Genomic DNA, 26,541 nt, shown 5'->3' with positions numbered 1-26,541 from the left:
CGATAGGCGTGGTGCCAACACCGCCGGCCGACGCGGACGAGACACCGGGGAGACGGAAGACGCATCGGTGGTACCGGTATCAGTGTCCGCACAAGAGCAGACAGATCACGCTGCCCCCGTGGGGCGCCGCGCGGCTTCGAAAGTCACAAGGCTCGCGAGGAAAACGACGGCGAAGTCCGACCCTGCCGCGCAAGCAGGGAAAGCCGGCCCCGATGACCTGGAAGCGCTGGAGACCGAAAACCGCCGCCTGAAGGCTGTGTGGCGCTCTCGCCTCCAAGTGGAAAATGCTCAGCTTCGAGAAATGCTGGCGCGCCTCCCCTCGACTAATCCACGATTTGGCGGCTCGAACTGATCACCGCCACAAGCTCCATATCCTGTCGGATCAACTGAGAGATTAGATTCGTAGTGCCGCGAGGCTTTGCCAATTCCGCTCCATCGCACGGTATCGAGACTTCTATGTCGGGAAAACCGATTGCATTCGACGTTCTTCTCCAAGGCCTTTCAACGTCGCATCATTCTTGATCGAGCGAGCGAATATATCGCCGCCTCGACAACGTCGCCACCGCGATAGGTAAACAACGAGATTGGCTTCAACAAACTTTCACGCAAACCATGGTGTGGTTCTCAGCCCCCGTGAACACCGGTCACGCTACTCAATCACGGTTCCCCATAAACAGGCGCTTTGCGCTAGGCAACCCACCGAGTTTAGGAGACCGGCGGACTCATCTCAATGATCATTTTTGCCAAGCTGACATAGTCAGCTACAGGCAGTCCCGTGCCAATCCGCACCGGTTCCGCCGTAAGCGGAAAGCCTGCGCATTCGAACACCAAGGCTGCAACGTCGGGCTCCGTCTTGATGAGGGATGTTGCCGCTGCCATCACATCGTTTATGAGCAAGGCTTGCGGGATAACAGGAACTGGCTTCGCGAACTGGTGCCACGACTCCGAGCCTTCAATTCCCGCAATGGCAACGTCTATTTCCCTTGACGACCATCCTGCGGCGCGAAAGTGATCTTCTTTCAACTTGCTGGCGTCATAAGTTACGATGCCAACTTTCCGCCCAGGCGGCAGTGTCTTGGCTACAAGAGGCACAAGCAAAAGGCTTGAAAGAGCAACTGGTACCGAAACTGCCGCCGATACCTCAGCTTGGAACACCGCGCTAAAGCCGCAATTTGCGATAATGGCTGCGACACCTTCATCTTCCAACTGGCGCGCGCTTCTAATGTAGGCGTCTTTCACGGATGGATCGCCATCGACAACGTTTCGAGTCGTTGCTCCGGGAACCGTTAACCGCCTCACCGGAAACGGAAACGTTCCAGGCGCCGAAAGAGCCCCAGGGTGCTCCATCGGCTTATTTTCAAGCTCCAAAATGCCGAGGGTTTTGCCAATCATCTTTGTCCTCCTTTTGCAATCTTCAGACACGGCAATGTCTGGAGGCAGAGCAGCAAGCACTGCTTCCCCAAACCTGCGTTCCCTTCCGGAACCGCGCTACCTTCTGCGGTAACAACGTCCGTCAATACTCGGCTGGAAGGAATGTTTATTGGTTATCCTTGAGCCTCACAGTTGACATCGCATTACGCGACATCACCATCCCGAACACGATAGCTCAGCAATATCGAGCACAACGGCCCAATATCTGCGCCTCTCTTCAGTTCATGACGACAGGTGTTCTAATCGCGAAACTCGCATTTGAGCGATGACTGCGTTCGCCACATCGTTAGTTGCAGCCGTGCCTCCAAGATCTGGCGTTTTCACGTCACCTGCAGCAGTCACCTTTTCCATTGCTTCGAGGATTGCCCGAGAACCTAAGTACTCCCCTAAATGTTCTAGCATTAGAGCTCCGGACCAAAGCGCAGCCAGAGGGTTGGCCTTGCCATGACCGGCCAAATCTGGGGCAGAGCCATGGACCGGTTCGAACATGGATGGCCCCCGACCTGCAGGATTTAGGTTTGCTGAGGCGGCAAAGCCTAGGCCACCTTGAATCGCCGCCCCGATATCAGTGAGGATATCACCAAACAAGTTGGACGCCACCACGACATCCAATGAGTCCGGCTGCATGATAAATCGTGCCGCGACGGCATCGACATGATACCGAGTTACCTCTACGTCGGGGTAATCGCAGGAAACCGTCTCCGTTACTTCATCCCATAATACCATCGTAAACTTCTGCGCATTTGATTTTGTGACGGACGCAAGTCTCCCTCGCCGTCGCCTTGCTTGCTCAAATCCAAAACGAAGTATGCGCTCGACGCCGCGGCGGGTGAAGATTGCTGTTTCGACAGCGACCTCTTCGGGTGTTCCTTGATGAAGGCGGCCGCCCGCACCGCAATATTCGCCTTCTGTGTTCTCTCGAATGCAGAGAATATCGAAATCGGGCGTCCGCAACGGTCCGAGAACACCGGCCAAGAGGCGGTGCGGGCGTACGTTTGCGTAAAGATCGAATGCCTTTCGGATGGGCAATAACAAACCATGGAGCGATACAGAATCTGGTACGCTATCTGGCCAGCCCACAGCGCCTAGGAGGATGGCATCAAACTCTCGCAACTGCTCGATGCCATCTTCCGGCATCATCCTACCGTGTTTCAGGTAATAGTTGCATGACCAGTCGAGCTCGGTACTATCGAGGGCGAATCCAAAATGGTCAGCGGCAACTCGTAGGACATTCCACGCAGCGTTGATAACCTCTACGCCTATACCGTCGCCGGGAATGACAGCAATCTTGTACGTCTTCACGATATACCCCCCATACTCTACAGTATTTCTAAATGCCGCCGACGCAGGTGTATTTTATATTCAAAAAGTCGGCTATTCCATATTTCGATCCTTCAGTTCCCAAACCAGATTGTTTAACTCCGCCGAATGGAGCCACCTCTGTCGTGATTAGTCCTTCATTTACGCCGACCAATCCATATTTTAACTTTTCAGATACGCGATAGGTTCGGCTGAGATCTCTTGAATAAAAGTAGCAGGCCAATCCATACTCGGTATCATTCGCCAACTTAATGACTTCATCTTCGGTTTCGAATTTATACACCGGTGCTAGCGGACCAAAAATTTCCTCTTGCGTGCATCGCATATTAGGGCGTGCGTCAGCTAGAATAGTCGGAGGAAAGAACAAACTGTCAGGATCGCGTCTCGCACCGCCCAACACGATCCTGGCGCCTTTTGTGCAAGCGTCGGCAACAATCTGCTCGACCTTCTCAACGGCAGATCTATCGATAAGCGGGCCTTGCGTGATGCCGCTCTCAAGCCCTGAGCCAACCGTCAAGTTCGCTGCCGCAGCCGCAAATCGCTCCAAGAACCGATCGTAGATACCGGCCTGGACATAGAGTCTGTTTGTGCAAATACAAGTTTGTCCAGAATTTCGAAATTTGGCCGCTATCGCGCCGCCGATAGCGCGCTCCAAATCAGCGTCGTCGAAAACTATGAAAGGCGCATTTCCGCCAAGCTCCATCGAGACCTTCTTAACAGTGTCGGCCGATTGCCGAAGGAGCAGTTTGCCGACCTCAGTGGATCCGGTGAATGTAATCTTGGCGACGTCTGGGCTACCGGTCATCTCGCCGCCAATCTCTCGCGCCGAGCCGGTTAATACGTTAATCACGCCAGAGGGTACACCAGCTTGTTCCGCTAGAACTCCATAGGCAAGTGCCGAATAGGGAGTCTGCGTGGCTGGCTTCGCGACCACGGTGCAGCCTGCTGCGAGTGCCGGTCCAATCTTTCGCGCGAGCATGGAGGAAGGGAAGTTCCATGGCGTAATGGCCCCAACCACGCCAACTGGTTCTTTGGTTACGGTGATGCGACGATCTGGCCATGGCGAGGGGATGATATCCCCGTAAATGCGACGTGCCTCCTCGGCGAACCACAGGATATAGGCGGCGCTCGCACCTACCTCGAGGCGAGCTTCAGCGAGCGGCTTACCCTGTTCCCGCGTCAACAGCTCCGCGAGCGCATCCTGGTGGTCCAAGATGCATGTAGACAGCCTGCGCAACACCTTGCTGCGGTGGTCTGCGGTCGTGCAACTCCATGCCTCAAATGCAGTCTTGGCGGCGCCGATCGCTCGCCTTGCATCCCGCGCGCCTCCATTTGGTACGGTTCCAATGATTTCACCTGTTGCCGGATCGATGACTTCAATAGATGCGCCAGAGTCCGCTTCGACCCAAACACCTCCGATGAAGCTCTTTTCGCGCTTCAATTCAAACCAGCTCACCATTACTTTTCGTCCTTCAGGTTCCTGCACGCTCGGAGCGTTTGTCACCGGAGCACCTATGATTGCGCTCCTCACATAACCGCTGGGAAAGCCCACTTCATATCTCGTGCAATTCAGCCTCGGCTGAATGAATTGCTCGGGCGAGCCGATCCAGCATTCGGTCGATATCGGCTTCGCCCACGATCAAGGGTGGCGCCAAGCCAATAACGTTGTCGGAGAATGCGCGGACGATCAGGCCGTTTTCGTAGGCTTTCTTACGGACAAGTTGGCCGACGTTGAGCCGAGGATCAAATGGCTCACGGCTCTCCTGGTTCGCGACCAGTTCGACCGCAGCAAGCAGTCCTTTGCCACGAACATCGCCGATCCAACGATGTTCCCGGAGCGCATCGAGGCCCTTAAGCAAGTGGGCTCCGACAACTTTCGAGTTCTCAGGCAGTCTTTCGCGCTCATAAATTTCAAGGCACGCGAGAGCAACGGCTGCAGAGACGGGGTGACCGGTGTAAGTGAAGCCATTTGCGAAAGGTAGCTCGCGCGGCACTTTGTCGACCAGGGCGCGGTAGATCTCGTCACTCATTAGCACCGCTCCCATGGGCGAATAGCCTGATGTCAAACCCTTCGCGATGGTCATAAGATCGGGCTCGACATGTTCCCAATCGCACGCAAAAAGCTGGCCCGTGCGACCAAATCCAGTGATCACCTCGTCAATCACAAACAGAATGTTCAGCTTTGCGCAGGCAATGCGCATGGCAGCTAACCAACCATCCGGCGGCACGATGACACCCCCGGACCCCTGCACAGGCTCGCAAAAAAATGCAGCTACCTTCTCCGATCCGCCGAGTTCCGCGACCTTCGTTTCAAGCGCGGCCACGCTCCCGCTGATGATCGCAGCGTCCGTGACTCCATAGGAACTGCGATACCGGTAATGAGATGGAATATGGTGCTGGTTCGGAAGAGGAAGATCGAAGAAGCGGTGGCAACCAGAGAGACCGGTGAGACCCGCGCCGGTCGAGCTCACACCGTGATAGCCCCGTTCAAGTCCAATAACGTGTTTCTTATCAGGCCGGCCCGTGATGTTGAAGAAATAGCGAATTGTTTTCAGCGTAGTGTCAATAGCGTCCGAGCCACCCAACGTGAAGAAGACATGCTGAAGGCTTTCTGGAGTAAGCCGAACGAGTTCTTCGGCGAGTTGCAGTGCCGGCTCGTTGGCAAAACCAAAGAAACTGGAAGCATATGGCAGCTTTGACATCTGCTGCTGTGCTGCTTCGATAAGCTCGCTTCGGCCATACCCGATGTTCACGCACCATAGCCCCGCAAAACCGTCGAGCAACTCACGGCCGTCACGGTCCGTTACCGTGACTCCCTTACCCGAGACGATCACATTTGGCCCATCGTCTTCGACATCGGCAAGCTGAGTGAAGGGATGGATGAATTGATTAGTCGCATTTTGGCGCGGCCGGAGGGCTTTGAACATTATACAATTGTCCTTGATTAAACAGATACCGGTAGGGCAGCATGACGACGTCTTTGATATGCTCGCCGCTGCACGGCTTCTCCAAACGCTTTGAAAAGTGCCTGCGACGGCGGATCCTCCCAGAAACGCCATTCCGGATGCCATTGAACGGCGACAGCGAACCCCACGTCGCGTACGCGCACGGCTTCTATCAGTCCATCCGGTGCCAGGGCCTCGATCTCCAGGCTTGCTCCCAGTTGATCTATTCCTTGTTCGTGCAATGAGTTCACGTCGATGGTGTCTGCCCCAACCAGTTCCGACAACAATGAGCCGCCGGCCAAACTCACGGAGTGCGCCTTGCCGTAGCGCGCGTCCTTGGTTGCATTTGCAATAGCTCGATGATCAATCTTGGCGGGCCGCGTGTGCAGCCTGGCACATAAGGTGCCGCCCAAGGCGACATTCAGCTCTTGCAACCCTCTGCAAACACCAAACAGCGGAAGATCCTGTTGGATCGCTAATTTGATGAGGCTAATGGCGGTTTCATCACGTTTGGGATCAAGGAAGTCACGTTCGATTTCCTGCGAAGCACCGTAAATTTCAGGTGCAACGTTGGAGAGACTGCCAGTCAAAAACAGCCCATCGAGATGCGAGATGATGCTCTTCGCATAGTCGGAGCCCAGGGCCGGCAATAGAACCGGGGCAACGTCTGCGCCGGCTGCTATTGCGACGATGTATTTGTCCTGCACGGCATGCCAGTCTTGACCCTCAATCGACCGAATGCAGGTGGAGATGCCCACGAGAGGAGAGACGCTTTGTAGCATCCTAATAGCCCCTCGTGAGGTTCACGACGTTGATAAGATCTTCGCCAGCCAGATATCGCTTGGCGTTCTCGACGAAAATTTCAAGTATACGGCGAGGATACTCAGTTGGATTGCCCGCTATGTGCGATGTGACAATGACGTTCGGCATCGTCCAAAGAGGATTCGTAGGCGGAAGCGGCTCTACCTCGAACACGTCAAGAGCAGCGCCGGCGATCTGACCGTCTCCAATAGCTCTTATGAGAGCCAACTCATCCACAACCGACCCGCGCGAAACATTGATTAGGTAGCCCGAGCGCTTCATTGCGCTAAACTCCTTCGCGCCTACAAGCTTGTAGGTTTCGGTGGTCGCTGGCACTACCAGTACAACAAAGTCGGACCTAGAGAGAAACTCGTCAAACTCTTCTCTAGTGTAATATTGGTCGACTGACTCGCCGAGCCGCGTGGATCCGCGTCTCATACCCAACACGGTCATACCCGCCGACTTTGCTCTTCTCGCTATCTCGGCGCCGATTGCCCCCAACCCAACGATGCCGATCGTTTTACCTGACAGCGGGTCAACGAATTTTGGTTGCCATTGTTGCGCGGCCTGCTGACGCAGCAAATTCGGAAAGTCCCAATGCAACATCGTCACGGTACCCAAGACGTAGTCAGCCATGACCTCTCCATGCACGCCACGAGCATTGGTGACCAAAGTATCCTTTAGGCGCTCGCGAACCGGCACGAGAAAATCTACGCCTGAGTTTGTCGACTGAATCCATTTGAGGCGTTGCGCATTTTGGAGCGCTTCCACAGGAAAGCGCGGCGCCAATATGATTTCGGTATCGCCGATGTGCTGCCTCAGAAAATCTGGATCAGAACCAGAAACAACCTCTGCATCCGGAAGCGCCCGGCGAATGCCCACCGAATATTCTTCTGGCTCGGGATGGTAGACAAGTATTTTGGCAGCCGACCGCGCGTCTCGTGATCCCACGAAGCGATGCTCTTGTGTATTCTCGACCGTCGAAGTGATATCTTTCATGATACGATAAGCTCCCGAGGATAGTTTGTCAGTTTTTCACACCCGGTGGCGGTAATAGCTATCGTTTCGCTCACCGCAAAACCGTCTACGACGAGGTAGGTATGAAACGTCATGCCCGCCTGGAATGACCAGCTTGATTGCGGAGTGACTTCCAAATACTCGGCTCCATTCGGATAGAGCATCAGTCCGACGGAATAGAAGGTCTTATTTGTGTATCGATCGACTATTCCGGTTGCCACGATCCCCTCTCGGTAGATTTTATCCGGTACGCTTGCCGCAACACCAGGAGCAATCTCGGATAGGGCGTGGTCCTGAATCGTGAATAGCTGGTTCGCTAAACGTTCTTCTGCGGCTGATGCATGCCCAACTTTGAGCGGGCGCATGAAACGCGCATGATAATTTTGGACGTGAGGGCACATTTCTAGCTGAACTGTATCGCCAGCTTGCAGAGTGCGATCCGTGTACATGCAATGAATGGACTTCGCAGCCTCGCCAGATGCGATTGGTCCGGGCTCGGCCCGGTCGCTGCCAGCAAGCACCATGGCTGCGGCAACGGCAGCGCCGATATCCCTTTCGCGCGCTCCCGCCCGGGCCGCCTTTCGCGCAGCATCCATTGCCATTTCTGCCGCACGCCCTGCCCGCCGCTGATAATCCATCTCTGCCCGAGACTTGATAAGGCGTCGTTTGCGAACGAGGTTCTGAGCGTCTGCGATCACCAAAGTTTCGGGCAGCAGGCCCGCGAGCCTCTCGTATCGACTGGCGTTCAATTGCCAAGCAAACTTCTCGACCCCCACCTTTGCCGACTGCCCGACAATTGATTTGATGGCGCCTACCGCGAGAGCGTCAACGTCGTCTCCGTCCGCCCAGCGAAAGTTTCTATCAAACGCGGCGCTTCGCTGAAAATGGTAAGCTTCCAAATCGCGAAAAAAAAGTACAGGCTCACCATCACGAGGAATGATGGCAAAGTGGAAGCAGTTGTAGCCTCTGGGCGAGAGAAAGCCGGTCAGATACGTGATCGATTCTGGTTCAAAAGCGAGGAGAGCGTCGAGATCTTGAGATTGCATATCCGCCTGAACATTGCGAACTCGGCGCTCGTACTCTTCCCTCGAGAAGATGAGGTTCGTGCCCATGATGTGTCCTTTACTCAAAGTGATACAGTCTTGGTCCCACCGTCGGCGCGTCCAGCTCGGCGGGATCTGAGTGCAAGCAGTTGCGGCGCAGCCAAGAGAACGATCGAGACCATAATCATCATCGTGGAGACCGCAGCGATGGTTGGATCGACTTCGAAACGAACTCCATCCCACATTCGTTTTGGGAGGGTCGTTGCCGAGGTGCCGCTGAGGAATAATGCCAGGACCACATCATCGAAGGAGGCAAGGAAGGCAAAGAAAGCCGCTGTGAGAATACCGGGCTTGATCGCTGGCAGCGTCACCTTGAGAAAAGCCATGATCGGAGTGGCGCCCAGACTACGAGCCGCCTGCTCGGGTCGGATGTCGACGCTGCTCAATGCGCCTGAAACGACGATCACGACCAAGGGCAGAGCCAGCACCACGTGAGCGAGTACCAACCCCGTGATAGTGCCAACCAACTGGAACCGTGCAAACTGGAAGTAAATAGCCACTGCTGTTATCAGGGTAGGCACAATCGAAGGCGACACCAGAAACCCCGCGGCGAGACGAGCCCCTAGAAAACGCCCCCGCACGAGGCCGATAGCAGCTAGCGTTCCCAGCGGTGTGGCTGCGAACATTGTGAGCGTCGCGACCTTGATGCTAACCCAGGTAGCCGCGGTCCAATCAGGGCGATTGAAGTAGTTCTGAAACCACTGCAACGAAAACCCACGTGGCGGAAATTCCAGGAATGGCGATGCGCTGAAGCTGAGTGGGAACAAGATCATGATGGGGGCAATCAGAAACCCGACCACAGTCCATCCCAGTGCTGGCGCGAGCAAGCGGCTCGCGGACGAACCGTAACCGAATGTGGACTGCCAAGCGGCGAGCGCACGTGTTGCCGTGCGCAAGACCCGGCTCGGTGTCGCTTTTCCACGATCTGCATCGCTCTGGCCGGCAATGCCGACAAGCCTCCAATACAAGGCAACAAGGATAAGGGTCGCGACCAGGAGGATAACGGCCATTGCCGCCGCGAGTTCCCAATTGAGGGACTCGTTCAGTTGGCGCTCAATAAGCATGACGTATGTTACGTCACCAGCGCCTCCCAGCAATGCCGGTGTGACGAAGAAGCCTAGACTTAGAATAAAGACGAGCAGCGAGCCCGCTACAATCCCAGACGTGGTAAGCGGAACGAACACCAAGGTGAAAGCTGCGAATCCGCCGGCACCGGCGCTTCTGGCTGCATCAACGAGTCGAAGATCAACCCGTTTCATGGCCGCGTAGAGCGGAAGGATCATATAAGGCAGCATGATATGAACCATGCCGACGTAGACACCGAACCGATTGTACAAGAGTGGGAGAGGTTCTGCGATCAGTCCGCTATCCGTCAGAAGCTGATTTATAATCCCATTGCGGCCTAGCACCACAATCCATGCATATGATCGCACGAGCACGCTGGTCCACATAGGCAACACGACCAGAATTGTCAGGACTTGGGCCCAGCGACGCCCGGTCCTGATCATTAGATAGGCGACGGGGTAACCGAGAAGCAGGCATACCGCGGTCACCTCTGCGGATAGCCGGAGAGTGCTTAGAAGCACCTTCCACATGTAGCGATCCGTCAGCGCCACCTGGTAGTTGTTCGACGACCATTCGTTCGCGCCGAAACTGGTAGCAAGCAACCTGAAAATAGGCACTCCGTAAATCGTGCCAAGTAGTAGGAGCGCCGGAAACATGAGCAGCAGGAAGCCGTGGCGGCCGAACAACCCAGCAAAAAACTTCTCACTCCGAACACCCGCGCATGTTCTGGCTGTCACAGCTCCTGTGCTCATCGGTGATCTCCTCAGCGCTGCAACCAAGCGTTCCACATGTCGGTGTTACGTTCGATATTCGATTTCTCATTCGTCTTTGCAGCCCACCATGCGGCATCAAGCCAAACTTGCTTTTGCAGGTTGTCAGGGGCGGTCGCGAGGTCCTTTGTTTGCTCGGCAGTAAGCAGCTTGAAGGCCTGGGGGTTTGCCGGAGAGTATGGGATCAACTTGCTGAGTTCAGCCTGCGGTTCCGGCCGTGATGCGAACTCTATGAACTTCAGGGCGTTCTCGACGTTCTTCGCCCCCTTAGGGATGCCCCAATAGTCGGCTGTGACAAGACCTTGGTTCCAGTCATAGTCAACTGGCGCTCCCTGCGCCTTCAACTGTGCTATGCGCCCTTGAGACGCCATTCCGACGTCGGCTTCACCGTCGACAATTGCTTGGGGAGCCATGGCGCCTGTCGTTTGCCATTTCACGACGTGCTGCTTTATGTTGGAAAGACTACGATAGGACCGTTCCAGATCCAGCGGATACAGCTGTTGGGGTAGAACGCCGTCCGCCAATAGCGCAAACTCGTTCGGACGTACGACATAGGTGCCGGATGGCAAGATTCTCGGTCCGGGAAATTTTTGGACATCCCAAACCTCTGCCCAACTCCGCGGATGCTTGCCGGTGGGATATCGCTTCGTATTAAATGCGATGACGTTTGCATAGAACAACGCCCCGACCCCATAAGGATGCACGACGCGCTCGTCGACCTCGGCGATGACATTTTTATCGATGACGCTGTAATCGATCTTCTCAAGGAGATTATTCTCCGCCAGTACAAGGAAGTCTGCAGGCGTAAACTCAGCGACATCCCATTCGATGTTGCCGCTCATATTCATTGTGCGCACTTTCGCGAGCGAAGGCCCCGTCGCTTCCACTACCTTGATGCCGGTAGACTTTTCGAACGGCTCAAAGAGCGCTTTACGCTGGGCGTCCTGAAACTGACCGCCAAACGAAGCGATCACCACAGTGCCGGAGCTCTGAGCTCGCGCTCGACCAGCGCATGTGAGTGCTGCACCTGCTGCAAGACCTGCTGTGAACGAGCGCCGCGTTAAATTTTGCTTCATAGTCTTCCTCCCTTACTGGTTGTCAGTTCCGGTAGTCTCCAAGAGAATTCGCCGGAGTGAACACGACGGCGTCATCGGCTCCCCAGCCGACTACGGTGGCTTCTCCCACGTGTAGCCGGGAATGATGCGGTGCATTCCGGACCTTCGCCACCAAAGTGTCCTCGCGAGAAATTCGGATCACATACTTGATAGAGTCTCCGGCATAGTTGACGTTCTCAATCACGCCATTAAACCGGTTCGCAACAGCACCGACTTCTCGCCCAACCAGAACACGCTCAGGCCGCACTACCAATGCTGCTACACTTGCGTCATCCCAGTTGCGTTTCTTGCCAATACATTCGATCGCTCCGGCGGTTACGATCGTGCAAGTGTCCCCAGCTACAGTGCGCACTGTCCCTACAATGCGATTTGAGTCACCCACAAAATCCGCAACGAAGGGCGTAGCCGGATATTGGTAGAGCTCTTCAGGAGAACCAATCTGCTCAAGTTGACCGTTGCTCATGACCGCGATTCGATCAGATACAGTCAGCGCTTCTTCCTGGTCATGGGTGACCATGATCGTCGTTATCCCGAGCTGCCGTTGAAGTCTTTTCAACTCGGCTTGCATGTTTTCACGCAACTTGCGATCGAGAGCGCCTAAAGGCTCGTCAAGCAGAAGAACAGGCGGGTCAAAGACAACGGCGCGAGCGAATGCAACCCTTTGCTGTTGTCCGCCGCTTAACTGAGACGGCAGCCTTTCGCCGAATGTGGGCAACTCGACCAGTTCGAGCACACGCCGAACCCGCAGGCGAACCTTATCCTCAGGGACGCCTCTCATCCTCAGCGGAAATGCCACGTTGTCTGCGACCGACATATGCGGGAAAAGCGCTAGATGCTGAAACACAACACCGATATTGCGGCGATTGGGCGGTAGGTGATCTATGCGGTTTTCATCAATTAGAATTGCGCCAGAGCTTAGTTCGGTGAACCCGGCGATCGCCATCATCGTCGTCGTCTTTCCTGAGCCGCTTGGCCCCAGCAGCGTCAGGAACTCACCTGGATTAACTGTTAAAGTGACATCTTTCAGCGCCGCGAAATCGCCATAGAATTTGGAGGCCAGCCTAACCTGAACGCTTTTGCCGAAGCCTCGTGTTTCTATGCTTGGACATGACGAGAAGCCTGCATCTGACATTGAATATTCGAGAGTGGGAGTTATTTCGCTAGACACAAAAGCCTCCTTTATTGGTTCGGGGGGGGGCCAGCCGGCTGGTGGTGCACGACATCCTTCGGCAGCGATGCTCTAGCTGGGGCGAACATTGCTTCACGAACGCGCATGACGGAGATTACGTGCTCCCTCGCCGAACGAAGATGCACCTGGATCACCTCCGCCGCATCCTGCCCCCTGCCAGCCTCGACCAGGTCGACGAGTAGCTTATGCTCGCGATGCGAGGTCGCAGAAGCCTCATCGCTCTCATTGAGAACCTCCATCCAGATAAAGGTCAGCATCTGGTCCAGCAGGCGGTCGAGGGCCTGCTGAATTGCGCCATTGCCGCTCGAGCGCGCGAGAACCTGATGAATAGTCAGCCCTAAGCGAACCTCTTCACCTTTGAGCCCCGGATTAGCCTGTAACTTCTCAATCTGCGCCAGGATATCTCGTAGTTCTAGAATATCAGTCGGCTGGACATTCGCAGCCGCGAGTTGGATCGATCCCATCTCCAAGATCTCTCGGAGGAAATAGAGATCCGCAACTCGCCTTGAGTCCGCCTCAGCGACGTAGAAACCTCGCTCGCGGCTATCCACAATGCCGATCTCGACTAGCCGGCCCAACGCTTCCCGGACGGGGGTGCGGCTCACTCCCAGAACGCCGGCCAGAGCCCGATCGACGAGCTTCATTCCTGGGCGTAGTTCGTTGCTGATGATCATTGTCCTAAGTCGGTCGAGCGTAACGTCGCTCAACTGGCGCTCAACCATGATTGAATTCCTTTTGGTATTCCATTTCGAATGCCACAGGTTTCGCATTGAGTCAAGTCCGGTTCTGGGTAGTTTTCGGTTGACATTGGCTTCAGGGCAGCCATCCACGCAGCTGCATCTGTCGGAGACTTGGACAAGAAGATGGCAACCCTCTGATCGTGTTGAGCCAAGCCCCTTTCCGCGAATTCCGTATTAGGCGGCACGTGTTGGTGTCTTGACCCACCACGGGATGACTGCTAGCCGAAAAGGTTCGGTATTCCAAATGACATTCCTAGGATTTTCAATGAGCGACGCCCAGATCGGAACCGCTGTACTCAACACATTGCGCGATATGATTCTGCGGCACGAACTTCGCCCGGGTGAAAAGCTGGTCGATCGCACGCTAGCTGCCCAGTTGCAGGCCAGTCGCACGCCAGTTCGTGAGGCATTTGGAAGGCTGGAAGTATTGGGACTGGTCGAGAAACGCGACCGCGGCTATTTCGTGGTAGAAATGAGTTCTTCGCGAGCTTTCGACCTTTACCAGCTTCGAGAGGTACTTGAAGTTGCGGCTGTCAGCCTGGCCGCTGAAAAGGCCACAAAGAGCGACCTCCAAGAGTTCCGAGAGATCGTCGAACAGGTGAACCATTTCCGAACTTTACCGGGGCGGCGTGCCGACGAAGTTAGGGTTGGGATGATCCTTCATGAATCAATCGCTCGTGTCAGCGGAAATAAGGAACTACACCAAGCCCTCGTCCGTGTTTTAAACCAAATGGTGACCTTCATGTGGATGGAGGTCTTGCATGAGCCTCAAGGGGCGTCAGCGGGTTCGCAGGATGAGCACGAGCGGATTGTTAAGTACATCGAGATGAAAGACGGGCCCAACGCAGCCGAGATTATGCGCTCGCACATACGGGCCGGCAGGGAACGCCTGACGGCAGTCCTGCGGGCACGAGAGGCCCAATCGACATTTGTCTTGCCGGCGGGCTATGGCCTGTCTGGACTATCCAAGCAGCAGCAATGATAGCATGGCTGACCTCCAGCATTCTATCAGCCTATTAGGAACGCTATGTCGCTCGTCTGCGGGAAGATCGGTATGCGCACAATGTGATCCGCCTCTATCTTGCGAGTGTCGCCCATTTTGCGCGCTGGCCGGCGAGCAGCGCCCGGCCTCCATCGCTAGGCGCGGCGGTGCTCGATCGCTTTCTTAATCTGCAGTTGTCCTTAGCCGGTTCGCCGGACGCGGTATGAACTGCGGACCGCCATTCGCTCCCTGCTGAGACTGCTTGAGGCCGAGGCCATTCAGTCTGCCGACAAGCAGGATGGACTGATGGACTAAGCGAGGAACTGGCCGCGTTCGATGCCTAATTGCGTGATGTCCAGGCTTGGCGGAGACCACGCGCCGGCAACGTGGGTTGATTGTCGGCAGATTCCTCGCTCACACTTTTTGGCACAGGCGCCGTCGACGTCACGAAGGTCGATGCCGCGGCCGCAAGGGAGCCAAGCGAGCAGTCATTACTGCGTTTCGGCTGTGTGCGGTTGGGATCGCTGCGACCCGCATGTTCTGCGCCACAGTATGGCGACCGACCGCTATGCGAGGGTACTTCCATGAAGCACATCGCCGATATTCTACGTCATCGCAGCCTCGACACGTCAAAGATCTACACCAAGCTCGATCTCGAGCGGCTATCGGCTGTTGCTCGTCCTTGGCCAGGGAGAGCGTGATGACGACGAAGATAACAAGAAGGAGCCTGTCGCCGCCTAACTGCTCGAGCGCTCCATGATCGGCTTCAGCGTCAGCGGCCCCAATACTCGACTGCTGAGTTCCTCTGCCGATTTCGCTGACGAGCAGGACTGTGGCACGCTGACCAGTGACCCCGCCATCAACTGGCAAAGGACAGATCGCGCGTCAATCGCCCCTTTACCTGGGCTGGACGACTGGCAATCGTGAAGCCGGTTTGCGCCCTACATGACGCGTCTGGATCCAGCGACGGAGTTTCCGGCGACGCCGATATTCGACAAGTCACGACGGCGGTTGACACCCCATATCTATACTAACGGCGAGATCGTGGACCCCAGCACTTTCCGGCAACGCTTGCCGTTAAACTGGTAGGCATGGACGAAGGACCTATGGCTCAGCGGCGTACACGGAGCCCCAAGCCGGAAACGGAACCATTGCGGATTTGTCCGTTGGTCCAGACTGTGTAGTCCCAGTGCCGAAAGGAGCCGGCCCACCGCATCGACCAAAGAATGTCCAACTGCAAGAACGACGGCGGCGGTTAAGAAAGGGCCGGCACGAGGGTACCGGTCACCGTGCGTTTAATCAGCTGGGACAATTCGCGTCGCGTTAGCCACACAAGCCAGTCATCATCTTCGATTCCGCGGTCAGGTAAACGCAGAACGGACCCGTGCGCCTCTCTGTGGAGATAGCCATACAGATCTGCGACTCCCTTGTCGATTGACCAAGTGGGGACAAGGCCATAAATGAAATCTGGTGACCATTTCGCCCACGCCAACCCAAACGCAAGGCTTGAAAACGTTCTAGGTAACCCCTGTCCCCTAAAATCATCTCGGAGCCATATGTCGCCCTGATAAGCTACGGTTCCTGTTATCTTCCGAGCGGTCGATGCACGGCAAACACATGAGGAGCCTGAGCCCGCTTGGCTCTTTGGATCCGCATAGCAGGCTTTCAATGACTCGAGGTGTTCAGCCAAGTTGGTTGTTCTTAGATTGTCCATACGAAGTGCCTGAACATGCGCTACTTCGCCCGATTGATCTTCTCCGATAATCCAAAACGCACAGCCAGGCTCAAGCCTTGAACAATCCGGCCGGAACATCGGAAAGGTCGGCGATTTTCCGGGGATGTTTGTCGTAATCTCAAGATATTCTTCAAAATTGTCCCCCATGTTGAAGCGTATTCCCGCTTTGCGGCCTGCTTCATCAAACGAACAAATGTATTGCGATACCTCCAGGTTGGTCACGTATTTTTCCATTGTTTAGCGCCCCGCCTTAGCTTGATAGTGCGCCTGAAAATAAGAGCCTGCGGCCGCAGAAGATACTCCCATCCTTTGTAGTTGACAGTGAGCGCGACGAACAGCCCACCTTTTCTTTTGTGATCGAGGCCGCGAGATAAGCTCCTTCATCGACAGGAGCGGAATGGAATGGTTGGAGATCGCGCTGATGCCATGCTTGAAGTCATGGATGAAGGCATGCATGAAGCCAGGCATGAGGGAAAATACCGTCGGATCGAGGTGATCACCGGTCGGCGCCAGCGGCGGAATTGGACTGACGAAGAGAAGGCTCGGATCCTTGCCGAGAGCGCAGAACCCGACGTGAACATCTCGGCTGTTGCCCGGCGCTGGGGCGTCAATCGCGGCTTGCTGAACGTCTGGCGTCGGAAGCTGGGCCGACCTCTCATCGCTCTGCCAAGACCTGCGCGCAGCAGGCGATCGTGCCGGTGACGGTGGTTGGCGATCGAACGTCTCCCGAGAGCTCGCCGTCGGATGTCGCCCACTTCGCCGCGGGTCGGATTGAGATCGAGCTTGCCGGCGCGCGCATAACCGTGATCGGCTCGGTGGCGCACGCGATGGTGACGGCGTTGCGGGGGCGCCGGTGATCGGTCTTTCGCCGGGCGGCGTAAAGATCATGGTGGCGACGCAACCTGTCGACTTCCGGCGCGGCATGAATGGCCTTGTGGCTTTGGTGGCGTCAGCGCTTGCTTCCGATCCCTATTGTGGCGATGTTTTCGTGTTCCGCGCCAAGCGTCTCGATCGGCTGCGCTGCATTTACTGGGACGGATCAGGCATGATCTTGACGACGAAGTGGCTGGAAAATGGGGCGTTCGTCTGGCCGCCAATCCGCGATGGTTCGATTCAGATGACGCGTGCAGAGTTCTCGCTTCTGCTGGCCGGAATTGATTGGACAAGGGTCAAGCAAAACCCGGTAAAAAGACCAACAAAGACAGGCTGATCCTATTGGTTTTGCTTAAAGATTCAGACTCATATGGTAGGGTCTGTCATGCCGTTATCGACCCGATCCCTTGCGCCAGGATGCTGCGCAATTGACCCGGATCATTCTTTCGCTCGACGAAGAGAATGCCGATCTCAAAGCGCGCGTTGCCTTTCTCGAGGGCCAGCTCTTTGGGCCGAAATCGGAGAAGATGACGACGCTCGATCCAACGCAGGCGACGCTCGATCTTGGCGATCTCAGCGACATTCCCGTTGCTGCCAAGGACGATGTTGCGCCCGTCGCCGAGGGGAAAACGCAGGCACGGCGATCGCCAGCCCGCAATATCGGGCGTTTGCCCAAACACTTTCCGCGTTATGACGAGATCATTGAGCCGGAGAGCAAGACTTGCCCCTGCTGTTCGTTCGAACTGCATTGCATCGGCACGGATGTCAGCGAAGCGCTCGACATCGTACCTGCGGTTGTCCGGGTAAAGCGGACGATCCGGCCGCGCTATGCATGCCGGGCCTCCGAAAGTGTCATCGTGCAGGCGCCGGCACCAGCGCGCGTGATGGACGGCGGCATGGTGACCACTGCATTTGCCGCGCATGTCGCTGTTTCGAAGTTTGCCTGGCATCTCCGCTCCATCGCCAGGCGCAGATGCTGGCCTCCTGCGGCGTGACTATTGATCGAGGCACGCTCGGCGCCTGGGTGACGCGGGTCGCCTGGCTTTCCGCTGCAGGATGGTGGGAGGAAGGATCTCAACGCTCGTCATCGTGCCGGTCCTCCTTCGTATCTGTTGCTGCCTCGATGAGAAGCGTGGCAAGGCTCGACACCAGCCTCCGCCGTTCGCCCACCGGCCCCGTGGGTTTCCTCGGCGGCGACGGCCTCTTTCGCTCCAGAGCATCGAGGACGGACCCGGCATGCGCCGTCCGGCTCACTCGCCAGCCGACGATGCGGCGGGCAAAGACGTCGATGATAGAGGCCACGTAGACGAAGCCTTGCCAGGTGACGAGTGGAGTAAGGAGCGGATGCGCTTCTCCTTCCCGAACCGTACATGGCACCTTTCAGCGCATACGGCTCTCTGTTTAAACCAAGGCCCCGGCAGAGGAAATCCGAGAGGAATGCCGGGCGCTCTTTGATGGCCGCCGCCAGCTCTTTCAATTCGCCTCGGCCGGCGGATTGGAGAGATAGTATTCGCGTTCGTCGTTTGAGCGCCATCGCCAACGAGCCACGCTTCTTCGCCCGGCAGATGCTGCTGTCCCTTGCGAGGATACGTTGCGGATTGCAATCGGCGATCCGGACGCGCAGGACGGCAAAGCGCGCGGTCAATCGACCTCTCGTACCGCGCCGCCAACTGACCGTCTTCCAAGTCGTGCCCGCCAGCATCGTTTCGGCGACTGCCGAGAGTGTATCGGGGATGGAATGCTTGCGTGGTCGTCCATGGCCGGGGATCCCGGCCCACGGCGGCAACAAGCCAATCTGGGTCGCAGGCGTTGGGACGCAGACGGACTTCGCGCCATCGTGCGAGAGTATGTTGTAGAAAACCTCGCCACAGATGATGCGGTCCTGGTCATCGATGAGACGGGCTTCCTCAAGCGGGCAAGACATCGTGCCGTGTTGCGCGTCGATATACAGGTTCGGCAGGCAAGATAACGAACTGCCAGATCGGTGTGTTCGCCGCCTATGTGTCCGCTCGCGGTCATGCCATTATCGATCGGGCCTTGTACTTGCCCAAAAGCTGGACCGGCGATCCGGCAAGGCTTGCAGCAACCCATGTTCCTGAGGCTATAGCCTTCGTTACCACGCCAGGCTTGGCTGTCGATATGATACGGCGTGCGCTGGCAGCCGATGTGCCGTTTTCATGGGTTGCCGCAGATGCGGTGTATGCGCCGGGGACGTCGAAGGAAGCCTGCGCCGAACCTGCAAAGACTACGTTTTTGCGGTTAAGTCGGACCACCATTTCGGCTTCTGGTCGGGTAATCCTCTGGGCGCAGACTAAACCCAGGAATGCACTGTGAAAACTACAAGACCGGTAGTTCGAGAAGCTGGGAACTTCATATTATGCTCTTCTTCCGAAGTTGTTGGGATAGGCTGGAACTGATGATCGCCGGCAGCTGGAGGTCGTAATGATGGCAAAGATTCGCAAGGCGGCAGTTATAGGAACGGCACGATGGGTTCTGGCATTACCACCCATCTCGCCATTGTCAGCGTAGAGGTTTTCTTCTCGACATGGAAAAGAAACGGGCCGATAGGAGCATTGCTCGCCAGCTGAAAGCGAACTGCTTCATGGATGCAGCTTTTGCGGGGCCCAGCACCACCGGTTCGAGCGCCGACGACATGGAGCTCCTTAACCGGGTCGACTGGATATCGAAGCTATAGCCGAACGCCTTCACGTGAAGCAGAGCCTCTACAGGGCCATCGACGAGTTCGTTGAATGTCTAAAGGTGCAAAGCCTCGCCGCTCCAGCCTATCTCGCTCTCGCCACCGAGTAGGGGGATTTCTACGTCGCCGATGGCATGCGGAGTTGTCTCTCGTCCGACGGCACGTTAGCTCGGTGAAACGTGGAGAGGCGTGATGACCATCACTGACCTGAAGCTCGCAACAAAGCCAGTGGTCGACTATGGCTGCGCCGCACTGTGGGACCTGGACGACGGCGTCGTCTGCTTAGAGTTTTGCACTAAGGAAGTATCGACAAATTTCTGAATCGAGCAATCGGATTTGGAGGATTCCCATTTTCGCGGTTTGTTTGTAGACAGTGTTGGTGATCGATGTTGCCGCGATAAAGCTTCGTTATGAGGCGCTCCGTCCAATGTTGGACGAGCGGGGTCGGCGTCGTTTTGCTGCGGCGGAAGCGCTTGCGGCCGGATGGGGTGGGATCGCGGCGGTGAGCGCGGCGACGGGGATTGCCCAGCACCATCGGCTATGGGTTGCGGGAGCTGCGCGGCCAGGCGCCGGATTCATCGCTTGGCGGCATCCGCCGCAAGGGTGCGGGCCGCAAGCCCCTGACCGAGACGGACCCGACGCTTCTGTCGGACCTGGAAGATCTTGTCGATCCGGCGACGCGCGGCGATCCGATGTCGCCGTTGAAGTGGACCTCGAAAAGCCTGCGAAACCTGGCGGGCGCACTTTGCGCCATGGGTCATCGGGTCGGCTACGACGTCGTCGGGACCCTGTTGAAAAGCCTTGGGTACTCTCTTCAAGCCAATCGAAAGACGATCGAGGGATCAGGCCACGCCGATCGCGACGCGCAGTTCCAGCATATCGCCGAGACGGTCAAGGCCGCCATCGCTGCCGACCAGCCGGCCGGATCACCCGAGCAAGTCCGGGACCACGACTTCATCGACCCCAAGCTGGGCCGCGCCGCGCCCTACGGCATCTACGACATCGCCGACGACAAAGGTTGGGTCAGCGTCGGGATCGACCACGACACAGCCGCCTTCGCCGTCAATGCAATACGCTCCTGGTGGATGAGCATGGGACGCGACCGCTACCCGCACGCCCATACCTTGACGATCACCGCCGATGGCGGGGGAAGCAACGGCTCGCGCGTTCGCCTTTGGAAGATCGAACTTCAAAAGCTCGCCGACGAACTGGCCCTGACCATCGACGTCCTGCACTTGCCGCCCGGCACCAGCAAATGGAACAAAATCGAACATCGCCTCTTCTCATTCATCTCGCGCAACTGGTGAGGGCGACGACCGCTCATCGACTATCGCACCATTGTCGAACTCATCGCCGCGACCACTTCGACCGCTGGCCTCACCGTTCGCTGCGAACTCGATGAAAATCTCTATCCCGCCGGCATCAAAATCTCCGACGCCGAAATGGCCTCGATCAATATCTTCCGCCATACCTTCCACGGCGAATGGAACTATACAATTAGCCCAAGACCGCCAAAAACGTAGCCGCAATTTATCGACGCTTCCTTAGCACCATTCCGGTGCCATCCCACACCAGGATTTTCAGGCGTTCACCGCGCTTCGACCGAAAGATCACCGTCACCCCGGGAATGCGGGTCGAGCTTCAACTCGGTCTGCACCATCAGGAGCCAGCGCCTGATGCCCACAGCGGAAGTCCACCGACCGCGTTGCAATCAGGATCGGCAGTCGTTGGCCCGCGACGATCATGCCGTCCCTCGCATGGCTCGCACCAGAGCCGCCACACGTTCAACCGGCACATCGCCGGGAACCCGCATCACAACGTCCGGGCCGATCTCCAACGTCAAGACCGACGAAACCGCCTCCGGCAGCGGCGGCGCCAAACATTCACAGCCTCGCTCGGCTCTGCCGCAATCGCCAAAGGCACAAATGCAGGCTCGGCATCGCCGCTCTCCGACAGGCCCGACATAGACTCAAAAGGCAGGGGCCAGAATGCCCTCGCGCACTTGCCGGCGCCACAAGGAAAGCTGGTGCGGAACAACGTCATGACGGCGAGCGACATCAACAACACGAACACCAGGCTCAAGGCTTTCCGCCACGATCCGCGCCTTCACATCATCCGGCCAACGCCGGTTTCCGCGGCGCGGCTCGACAACTTCGTAGCGCCCCACAAATCCATCTTCTGCCATGCAAATCTCCAGATAGCCCCGGAAACCTTCTCGCACACCCAGCAAGCATCAATATACAGCCAATCCAATGGGGCGGAGACGTCGCTTACAGTACAACGCCTACGGCTATCGTCCCAACCGCGGCGTTGGTCAGTTGGTCAAGGAACTGCACCGGCTGATCTGTCGGGGCTATACCGATGTGGTCGATGCTGATTTGTCGGGACATATTTCGACAACATTCACACACTCGGACCTTCTACGGTCCGTGGCCCGCAGGGTCGTCGACAGGCATGTGCTGCATCTGATCAAGATGCGGCTTAAGGCGCCCGTAGAGGAACGGGATGGCGACGGGAAGGGCGTATGAGTAGTGGTCGCAATGCGATGCGCGGAACGCCTCAGGGCGGTGACGCAAGTCCTTTGATGGCCAACATTTACATGAACCGATTTCCGAAGCATTGGCGACAGACTGCACGCGAAGCGTTCCAAGCCAACGTCGTCGCATACGCCAACGACTTCGTCATCCTCGGCCGCGGTTGCGCGGCGGAGGCTCTGGCGTGGACAAAGACGGTGATGACGAAGCTCGGGCTCACCCTCAACGAGTTGAAGATCTCGGTGAAGGATGCCGTCAGGAGCATTTCGACTTCCTTGGTTATAGCTTTGCCCCCGAGCATTTTCGCAAGGATCTGGCTCGTCCCACGTGCGCCGCCGGTCAACATCGCGGGCCTAACGAGCTCGCGCCTGTTTTGCGTCGTTCGGCCCGACTAAGACACACCATGCGCGGCATCCGTCTTCGAGGAAGAGGGAGAAAGGTGATGCGAAGCAGATGGTACCAGCTTCGCCGAGCGGTGAAAGTCCCAGAGCCGTTTGTACTCCACCTCTCTCGATTGCAAGGCTTCGCTGGAGGCTGACAACGAGTTGCCGTGACGTCCCTTACGTGCGCGCGTGAATAGGTTCGGCGGCGAAGTTAAACAAAGGACATCTCGCTCTCGGCATGACTCATTGCAGACTCCCCCCAACAACTTGATCGACGCTGCAACACATCGTTCAACCTAAATTTACAGAACCTTTACGATTGCAAATCGCTAGCAATGGTACGTTCACCAAAGGTTTGAGGTCAGGCCCAGGCAAAAAAGTTTGATGCCGATCTACGCGTCGGATTGCCGCGCATCCCCTAAGGAGGTCAACGCCTAATGACAAAAAGAGCGCTCATCATGGTTGAAGGTCATAGAGGTATTGGTCCGCTATTCGTTAAAGCGGCCCGGCGTCTTGGTCTTCATCCAATTACCCTGTCGGCCAATCCAGCTTGCTACGATTATCTTGCGGCGGCAAGGAGTGAAGCAATCCGGGTCGATACAGACAATCTCGATTCGCTGATCCGAGAATGCTCCCGAGTACGTGCAACCTATGACATTGCTGGCATTACTGGCTTTTCGGGCTTGGACGAGTCGGTCTATGTGACGGTTGGCAAGCTCTGCCGGCACTTCGATTTACCAGGGCCGAACCCCGCATCGGTTGAACGATGCTACGATAAATTCACTCAACGTCAGCTCCTTGCGGCGGCCGGAGTTCCAGTACCTGCTTACCGCCTAGCAGCGAATGCGACAGAGGTTGAAGGCTTTGCCGCGGAAATCGGCCTTCCCGTGCTTCTTAAACCAGTCGAAGGCAGTGGCAGCGTCGGTGTCAGATTGTGCTGCACCATCGATGAGGTGGCCGAACATACGACTCATCTGATGAGCGGGAAACACATATGGCGGTCATCGCCGAGGATACTCGTCGAAGAATTCGCACAAGGTCCCTATTATTGCGTCGACATAATGGGAAATGAGATCATTGGGATTGCCGCGGGCGGCTTCGGCCCCCCGCCGTATTTCGTCTTTCGTGAATTCGCATATCCGGCCGCGTTAACGGATGACGAGCATGAGCTTATCGCCGATACTGCCCTAAGCAGTTTGCGAGCTCTTGGCCTTGCCTGGGGGCCAACGTGCATTGAATTCCGGTGGACAAAGGTTGGGCCGGTCGTAATTGAAGTCAATCCGCGTCTTGGCGGTGCGCCCTCTCCTCAACTGATTCAGCTGGCGTACGGTGTCGATCTCATCACGGAGAACATCAAGCTTGTCATTGGCGACGAATGGAATTTGCGCAGAAAGCTCTCGCACACTGCTGCCGCGCGGTTCCTTGTTCCTGATCGCGATGGGATCGTGGATTGGAGCGACAATGACAATTTTGCGGCTGCTGTACCGGGTGTCGCCGAGGTCAAATGGTATATTGAGCCCAAAACGCCGATAATCAGGAAAGGAGACTACCGAGATTGGATCGGATATGTCATCGCCGCTTCACCTACCCTTGCTCAGACCGAGGCGATACTTCAGGCTGCCGTTAGCTTAATCGATTGCTCGATCACCCCATTTCCGGCAATGGGCGGATAGGAAAGTCGGTGACCCTCACCTCGCTGCACCAGCGTGGTGGCGTCAGGTTAGAGTCCGTTTTGTCTTGCCGGAAACTGAGACGGTGATTGCTCGCTTTGCATCGATCCAGTTGCATCAGGTGCGGGCCGATGAACCAATCACCTATCCGCAGATGTTGCACTCGTTCGCATCTTAAGAGAATAGCGTGTTTGGGCGACATAAGACTTGTGCGGCTCAGTAAGAGGTCGCTCGTTCTGACCGGTTGAACGCAAAAAGCACCACCTGCCTTACGAAGGAGAACGTTTAACCTATGGATGCTCAGGCGCTAGATATTACCCGAGTTCGAGCGGAGCATGTTGGTGAGTATGACGTAGCGGGGTCGGTAGATACGAACATCGCGGACGGATTCACTTTAATTGCGGTCGGCGACCTCATCGTGACACGGCCCTTAACCAACGGATACCATCCGGGATTCGGAAAAATCGTCGAGATCCTCCAGAACGCCGATGTCACTTTCGGCAACATGGAAACCAATATCTTTGACGCCCGGTCGTTCAGCGGAAGCCCGCAAGCCGAACATGGCGGTGCCTATCATGTCAGCGTTCCGGAACTCGGGCCTGACTTGAAGATGATGGGTTTCAACCTGGTAAGCTACGCGAACAACCACACGTTTGAATGGGGTGCCGAGGGTATGCGCGAAACCTGCAGGGCGCTCGATCAAAACGGGATTGTCTATGCCGGTGTTGGCGAAAACCTTTCGCAGGCCAGTGCTGCTCGATACCTGGAAACGCCGCGCGGACGGGTCGCCTTAGTGTCGTTTGCCTCCACGTTCACACCGATGTCGCGTGCGTGCGATCCGGCCGGTGGAACGTCGGGCAGACCAGGCCTCAATCCCCTCCGACTGCGCGAAGACATCACGGTTCCACAGCCGATGCTCGAGAATCTGCGACAAGTGCGGGATGCTCTGCCGTATTACAATCCCGCCCATGGCGATCCGGACTGCATCACGATAGCCGGGGCCAGATTCAAGGCGGGCGACGAGGTTGGCTACAGCTACCTGCCCGACCCGGCGGACGTCGCCCGCATTCTTCGCGATGTGCGTCAGGGTAAGCAATTCTCAGACTTCTGCATAGTCACCAACCACGGGCATGAGCCTGGAAACTGGTGCCAGCAGACGCCTGATTACGAGCAAGCTTTTGGGCGAAAGATGATCGATGCCGGCGCCGACGCCTATATTGTGCATGGGCCGCATCAACTTAGAGGTATCGAAATCTACAAAGGCAGACCGATCCTTTACAGCATCGGAAACTTCATAATGGACGACCTCCGGACGCCAGTCGGCGCTGACATGTTCGCGGCTTACGATAAGGATCCGCGGACCGACACGGATGCGGAGGTAACGCTGGCAGAGATGGCGCGAGGGTACGAGACGGATGCGGGATTTTCAGACCCGGTCTTCTACGAGAGCATCGTCACCGTCAGCCGTTTTGAGCAAAATCAGCTCGTTGAATTGCGACTCCATCCCCTAGACCTTGGCCACTCCAAGAGGTTCGCCAACAGGGGCGTTCCAAGCTTCGCTGCCCCGCCATTGGCAATATCTATTCTGGAACGCCTTCAGAAGCTCTCGGAGCCGTTCGGAACTGAGATTACAATCGAAAACGACGTCGGAGTCATAAGACGGTGATACTAAATCCAACCAATGCCACAAAGAGGGACACCGCGCGTCTCCGTGATTTAGTCTGCATCATCGAGCCGGCGGCTTCACGATACATCCAACGAATGAAAGACCACGAATATGTCACAGGGCAAAGTCGCAGTGGCTGATGCATTTTCGAGGGCGCAACAGATTCGCACGTCGCAGCCGACTCAGCCGCTTGTTGCGGTCTCGGCGGATGTTTGTGAGTTGTATAATGACCTTTGGCACGCGGCACCCCAACAGTACCTTGAGGCTGCGGTCGCAGCGGCCGGAGTGTTCCCCCTGGTGGTGCCTTCCTTTGGCAAACGGCTCGACTTCGACCAACTGTTTGCCGCTGTCGACGGCGTCATAATTACAGGGTCAGGATCCAACGTGCATCCCTCTCTTTATGGCGGCGATGCGAGTGAAGCGAATGGCCCCTATGATCCAGCGCGGGACTCGGCGACGCTACCGTTGATACGAAGGGCAATTGACCAAGGCGTTCCGTTGCTG

21 protein-coding genes and 7 pseudogenes are annotated in these 26,541 nt (G+C 56.5%); 12 read left to right on the top strand and 16 right to left on the bottom strand.

Annotated features, from left to right (window positions below; all coding sequences use genetic code 11):
• Positions 1 to 705 precede the first annotated feature (705 nt).
• The 11 genes from OLZ32_RS36995 to OLZ32_RS36945 form a co-directional block, all read right to left on the bottom strand.
• Positions 706 to 1,392, bottom strand: a complete 687-nt coding sequence (locus OLZ32_RS36995) for an aspartate/glutamate racemase family protein (RefSeq protein ID WP_264425335.1) — start codon at positions 1,390 to 1,392, stop codon at positions 706 to 708.
• A 261-nt stretch (positions 1,393 to 1,653) separates the two neighbouring features.
• Complete coding sequence (locus OLZ32_RS36990) at positions 1,654 to 2,733, bottom strand: tartrate dehydrogenase (RefSeq protein WP_264425333.1); 1,080 nt, start codon at positions 2,731 to 2,733, stop codon at positions 1,654 to 1,656.
• Between the two features lie 28 nt (positions 2,734 to 2,761).
• Positions 2,762 to 4,210, bottom strand: a complete 1,449-nt coding sequence (locus tag OLZ32_RS36985; protein WP_264425331.1) for an NAD-dependent succinate-semialdehyde dehydrogenase — start codon at positions 4,208 to 4,210, stop codon at positions 2,762 to 2,764.
• A gap of 94 nt (positions 4,211 to 4,304) precedes the next feature.
• Positions 4,305 to 5,678: an aminotransferase class III-fold pyridoxal phosphate-dependent enzyme gene (locus tag OLZ32_RS36980; RefSeq protein WP_264425329.1), complete on the bottom strand. Its 1,374-nt coding sequence runs from the start codon at positions 5,676 to 5,678 to the stop codon at positions 4,305 to 4,307.
• 17 nt (positions 5,679 to 5,695) lie between these two features.
• Positions 5,696 to 6,478, bottom strand: a complete 783-nt coding sequence (locus tag OLZ32_RS36975; protein ID WP_264425326.1) for a gamma-glutamyl-gamma-aminobutyrate hydrolase family protein — start codon at positions 6,476 to 6,478, stop codon at positions 5,696 to 5,698.
• 1 nt (position 6,479) lies between these two features.
• Positions 6,480 to 7,496, bottom strand: a complete 1,017-nt coding sequence (locus tag OLZ32_RS36970) for a D-2-hydroxyacid dehydrogenase (protein WP_264425324.1) — start codon at positions 7,494 to 7,496, stop codon at positions 6,480 to 6,482.
• Positions 7,493 to 8,626 (bottom strand): M24 family metallopeptidase, encoded by a 1,134-nt coding sequence (locus OLZ32_RS36965; protein WP_264425321.1) that lies wholly within the window; start codon positions 8,624 to 8,626, stop codon positions 7,493 to 7,495. Before OLZ32_RS36965 ends, OLZ32_RS36970 begins: the two co-directional genes overlap by 4 nt.
• Positions 8,627 to 8,640: 14 nt before the next feature.
• On the bottom strand, positions 8,641 to 10,434 hold the full coding sequence (locus tag OLZ32_RS36960; RefSeq protein ID WP_264425319.1) for an ABC transporter permease subunit: 1,794 nt from the start codon (positions 10,432 to 10,434) through the stop codon (positions 8,641 to 8,643).
• 11 nt (positions 10,435 to 10,445) lie between these two features.
• Positions 10,446 to 11,528: an ABC transporter substrate-binding protein gene (locus OLZ32_RS36955; protein WP_264425317.1), complete on the bottom strand. Its 1,083-nt coding sequence runs from the start codon at positions 11,526 to 11,528 to the stop codon at positions 10,446 to 10,448.
• 22 nt (positions 11,529 to 11,550) lie between these two features.
• Positions 11,551 to 12,699: an ABC transporter ATP-binding protein gene (locus OLZ32_RS36950; RefSeq protein WP_264425315.1), complete on the bottom strand. Its 1,149-nt coding sequence runs from the start codon at positions 12,697 to 12,699 to the stop codon at positions 11,551 to 11,553.
• A gap of 47 nt (positions 12,700 to 12,746) precedes the next feature.
• Positions 12,747 to 13,478: a GntR family transcriptional regulator gene (locus tag OLZ32_RS36945; protein WP_264425313.1), complete on the bottom strand. Its 732-nt coding sequence runs from the start codon at positions 13,476 to 13,478 to the stop codon at positions 12,747 to 12,749.
• Between the two features lie 283 nt (positions 13,479 to 13,761).
• Between OLZ32_RS36945 and OLZ32_RS36940 the strand changes: the two genes are divergently transcribed.
• Together OLZ32_RS36940 and OLZ32_RS36935 are read left to right on the top strand one after the other, a co-directional pair.
• Positions 13,762 to 14,478 (top strand): GntR family transcriptional regulator, encoded by a 717-nt coding sequence (locus OLZ32_RS36940; protein WP_264425311.1) that lies wholly within the window; start codon positions 13,762 to 13,764, stop codon positions 14,476 to 14,478.
• A gap of 756 nt (positions 14,479 to 15,234) precedes the next feature.
• Positions 15,235 to 15,405, top strand: coding sequence for a hypothetical protein (locus OLZ32_RS36935; protein WP_264425309.1), 171 nt, complete (start codon positions 15,235 to 15,237; stop codon positions 15,403 to 15,405).
• 328 nt (positions 15,406 to 15,733) lie between these two features.
• Here the strand turns inward: OLZ32_RS36935 and OLZ32_RS36930 are convergent, their stop codons facing one another.
• Positions 15,734 to 16,447 carry a hypothetical protein gene (locus OLZ32_RS36930; protein ID WP_264425307.1) on the bottom strand — a complete coding sequence of 238 codons (714 nt, stop codon included), beginning with the start codon at positions 16,445 to 16,447 and terminating at the stop codon, positions 15,734 to 15,736.
• Positions 16,448 to 16,615: 168 nt separating this feature from the next.
• Here OLZ32_RS36930 and tnpA (OLZ32_RS39295) point away from each other — a divergent pair.
• The 3 genes and pseudogenes from tnpA (OLZ32_RS39295) to OLZ32_RS36915 all read left to right on the top strand — a co-directional run.
• A pseudogene (tnpA, locus tag OLZ32_RS39295) lies at positions 16,616 to 17,070 on the top strand (IS66-like element accessory protein TnpA).
• Positions 17,067 to 17,423, top strand: coding sequence for an IS66 family insertion sequence element accessory protein TnpB (tnpB, locus tag OLZ32_RS36920; RefSeq protein WP_264425305.1), 357 nt, complete (start codon positions 17,067 to 17,069; stop codon positions 17,421 to 17,423). The pseudogene tnpA (OLZ32_RS39295) and the gene tnpB (OLZ32_RS36920) overlap by 4 nt, the downstream one beginning before the upstream one ends.
• A gap of 43 nt (positions 17,424 to 17,466) precedes the next feature.
• Positions 17,467 to 18,128: pseudogene (locus OLZ32_RS36915) on the top strand (IS66 family transposase zinc-finger binding domain-containing protein); the annotation flags it as partial.
• A 164-nt stretch (positions 18,129 to 18,292) separates the two neighbouring features.
• On the opposite strand, the pseudogene OLZ32_RS36910 reads toward OLZ32_RS36915, so the two are convergent.
• Positions 18,293 to 18,421: pseudogene (locus tag OLZ32_RS36910) on the bottom strand (IS3 family transposase); the annotation flags it as partial.
• A 109-nt stretch (positions 18,422 to 18,530) separates the two neighbouring features.
• Positions 18,531 to 18,854 (bottom strand): annotated as a pseudogene (locus OLZ32_RS36905) (IS701 family transposase); the annotation flags it as partial.
• Between OLZ32_RS36905 and OLZ32_RS36900 the strand changes: the two are divergent.
• From OLZ32_RS36900 to OLZ32_RS36890, 3 genes and pseudogenes are all read left to right on the top strand, one after another.
• Positions 18,846 to 19,386: pseudogene (locus tag OLZ32_RS36900) on the top strand (IS701 family transposase); the annotation flags it as partial. The pseudogenes OLZ32_RS36905 and OLZ32_RS36900 overlap by 9 nt on opposite strands.
• A 590-nt stretch (positions 19,387 to 19,976) precedes the next feature.
• Positions 19,977 to 20,105 carry a hypothetical protein gene (locus tag OLZ32_RS36895; RefSeq protein ID WP_264425302.1) on the top strand — a complete coding sequence of 43 codons (129 nt, stop codon included), beginning with the start codon at positions 19,977 to 19,979 and terminating at the stop codon, positions 20,103 to 20,105.
• 106 nt (positions 20,106 to 20,211) lie between these two features.
• Positions 20,212 to 21,307 (top strand): annotated as a pseudogene (locus OLZ32_RS36890) (ISAzo13 family transposase).
• A gap of 7 nt (positions 21,308 to 21,314) precedes the next feature.
• Here the strand turns inward: OLZ32_RS36890 and tnpB (OLZ32_RS39525) are convergent.
• Together tnpB (OLZ32_RS39525) and tnpA (OLZ32_RS36885) are read right to left on the bottom strand one after the other, a co-directional pair.
• Positions 21,315 to 21,398: an IS66 family insertion sequence element accessory protein TnpB gene (gene tnpB, locus OLZ32_RS39525; protein ID WP_406649421.1), complete on the bottom strand. Its 84-nt coding sequence runs from the start codon at positions 21,396 to 21,398 to the stop codon at positions 21,315 to 21,317.
• A 127-nt stretch (positions 21,399 to 21,525) separates the two neighbouring features.
• Positions 21,526 to 21,969: pseudogene (gene tnpA, locus OLZ32_RS36885) on the bottom strand (IS66-like element accessory protein TnpA).
• A 339-nt stretch (positions 21,970 to 22,308) separates the two neighbouring features.
• On the opposite strand from tnpA (OLZ32_RS36885), the gene OLZ32_RS36880 reads away from it, so the two are divergent.
• The 4 genes from OLZ32_RS36880 to OLZ32_RS36865 form a co-directional block, all read left to right on the top strand.
• Complete coding sequence (locus OLZ32_RS36880; protein WP_319641155.1) at positions 22,309 to 22,713, top strand: reverse transcriptase domain-containing protein; 405 nt, start codon at positions 22,309 to 22,311, stop codon at positions 22,711 to 22,713.
• Positions 22,714 to 23,138: 425 nt separating this feature from the next.
• Positions 23,139 to 24,374, top strand: coding sequence for an ATP-grasp domain-containing protein (locus OLZ32_RS36875; protein ID WP_264425300.1), 1,236 nt, complete (start codon positions 23,139 to 23,141; stop codon positions 24,372 to 24,374).
• 289 nt (positions 24,375 to 24,663) lie between these two features.
• Positions 24,664 to 26,037 (top strand): CapA family protein, encoded by a 1,374-nt coding sequence (locus OLZ32_RS36870; RefSeq protein WP_264425298.1) that lies wholly within the window; start codon positions 24,664 to 24,666, stop codon positions 26,035 to 26,037.
• A gap of 132 nt (positions 26,038 to 26,169) precedes the next feature.
• On the top strand, positions 26,170 to 26,541 hold a 372-nt coding region (locus OLZ32_RS36865; RefSeq protein ID WP_264425296.1), incomplete at its 3' end, for a gamma-glutamyl-gamma-aminobutyrate hydrolase family protein.

The organism is Rhizobium acaciae (assembly GCF_025941625.1).
Classification (GTDB): domain Bacteria; phylum Pseudomonadota; class Alphaproteobacteria; order Rhizobiales; family Rhizobiaceae; genus Rhizobium; species Rhizobium acaciae.
The sequence above is the reverse complement of the archived record's forward strand: the minus strand, read 5'-3'. Positions and strand labels throughout refer to the sequence as shown.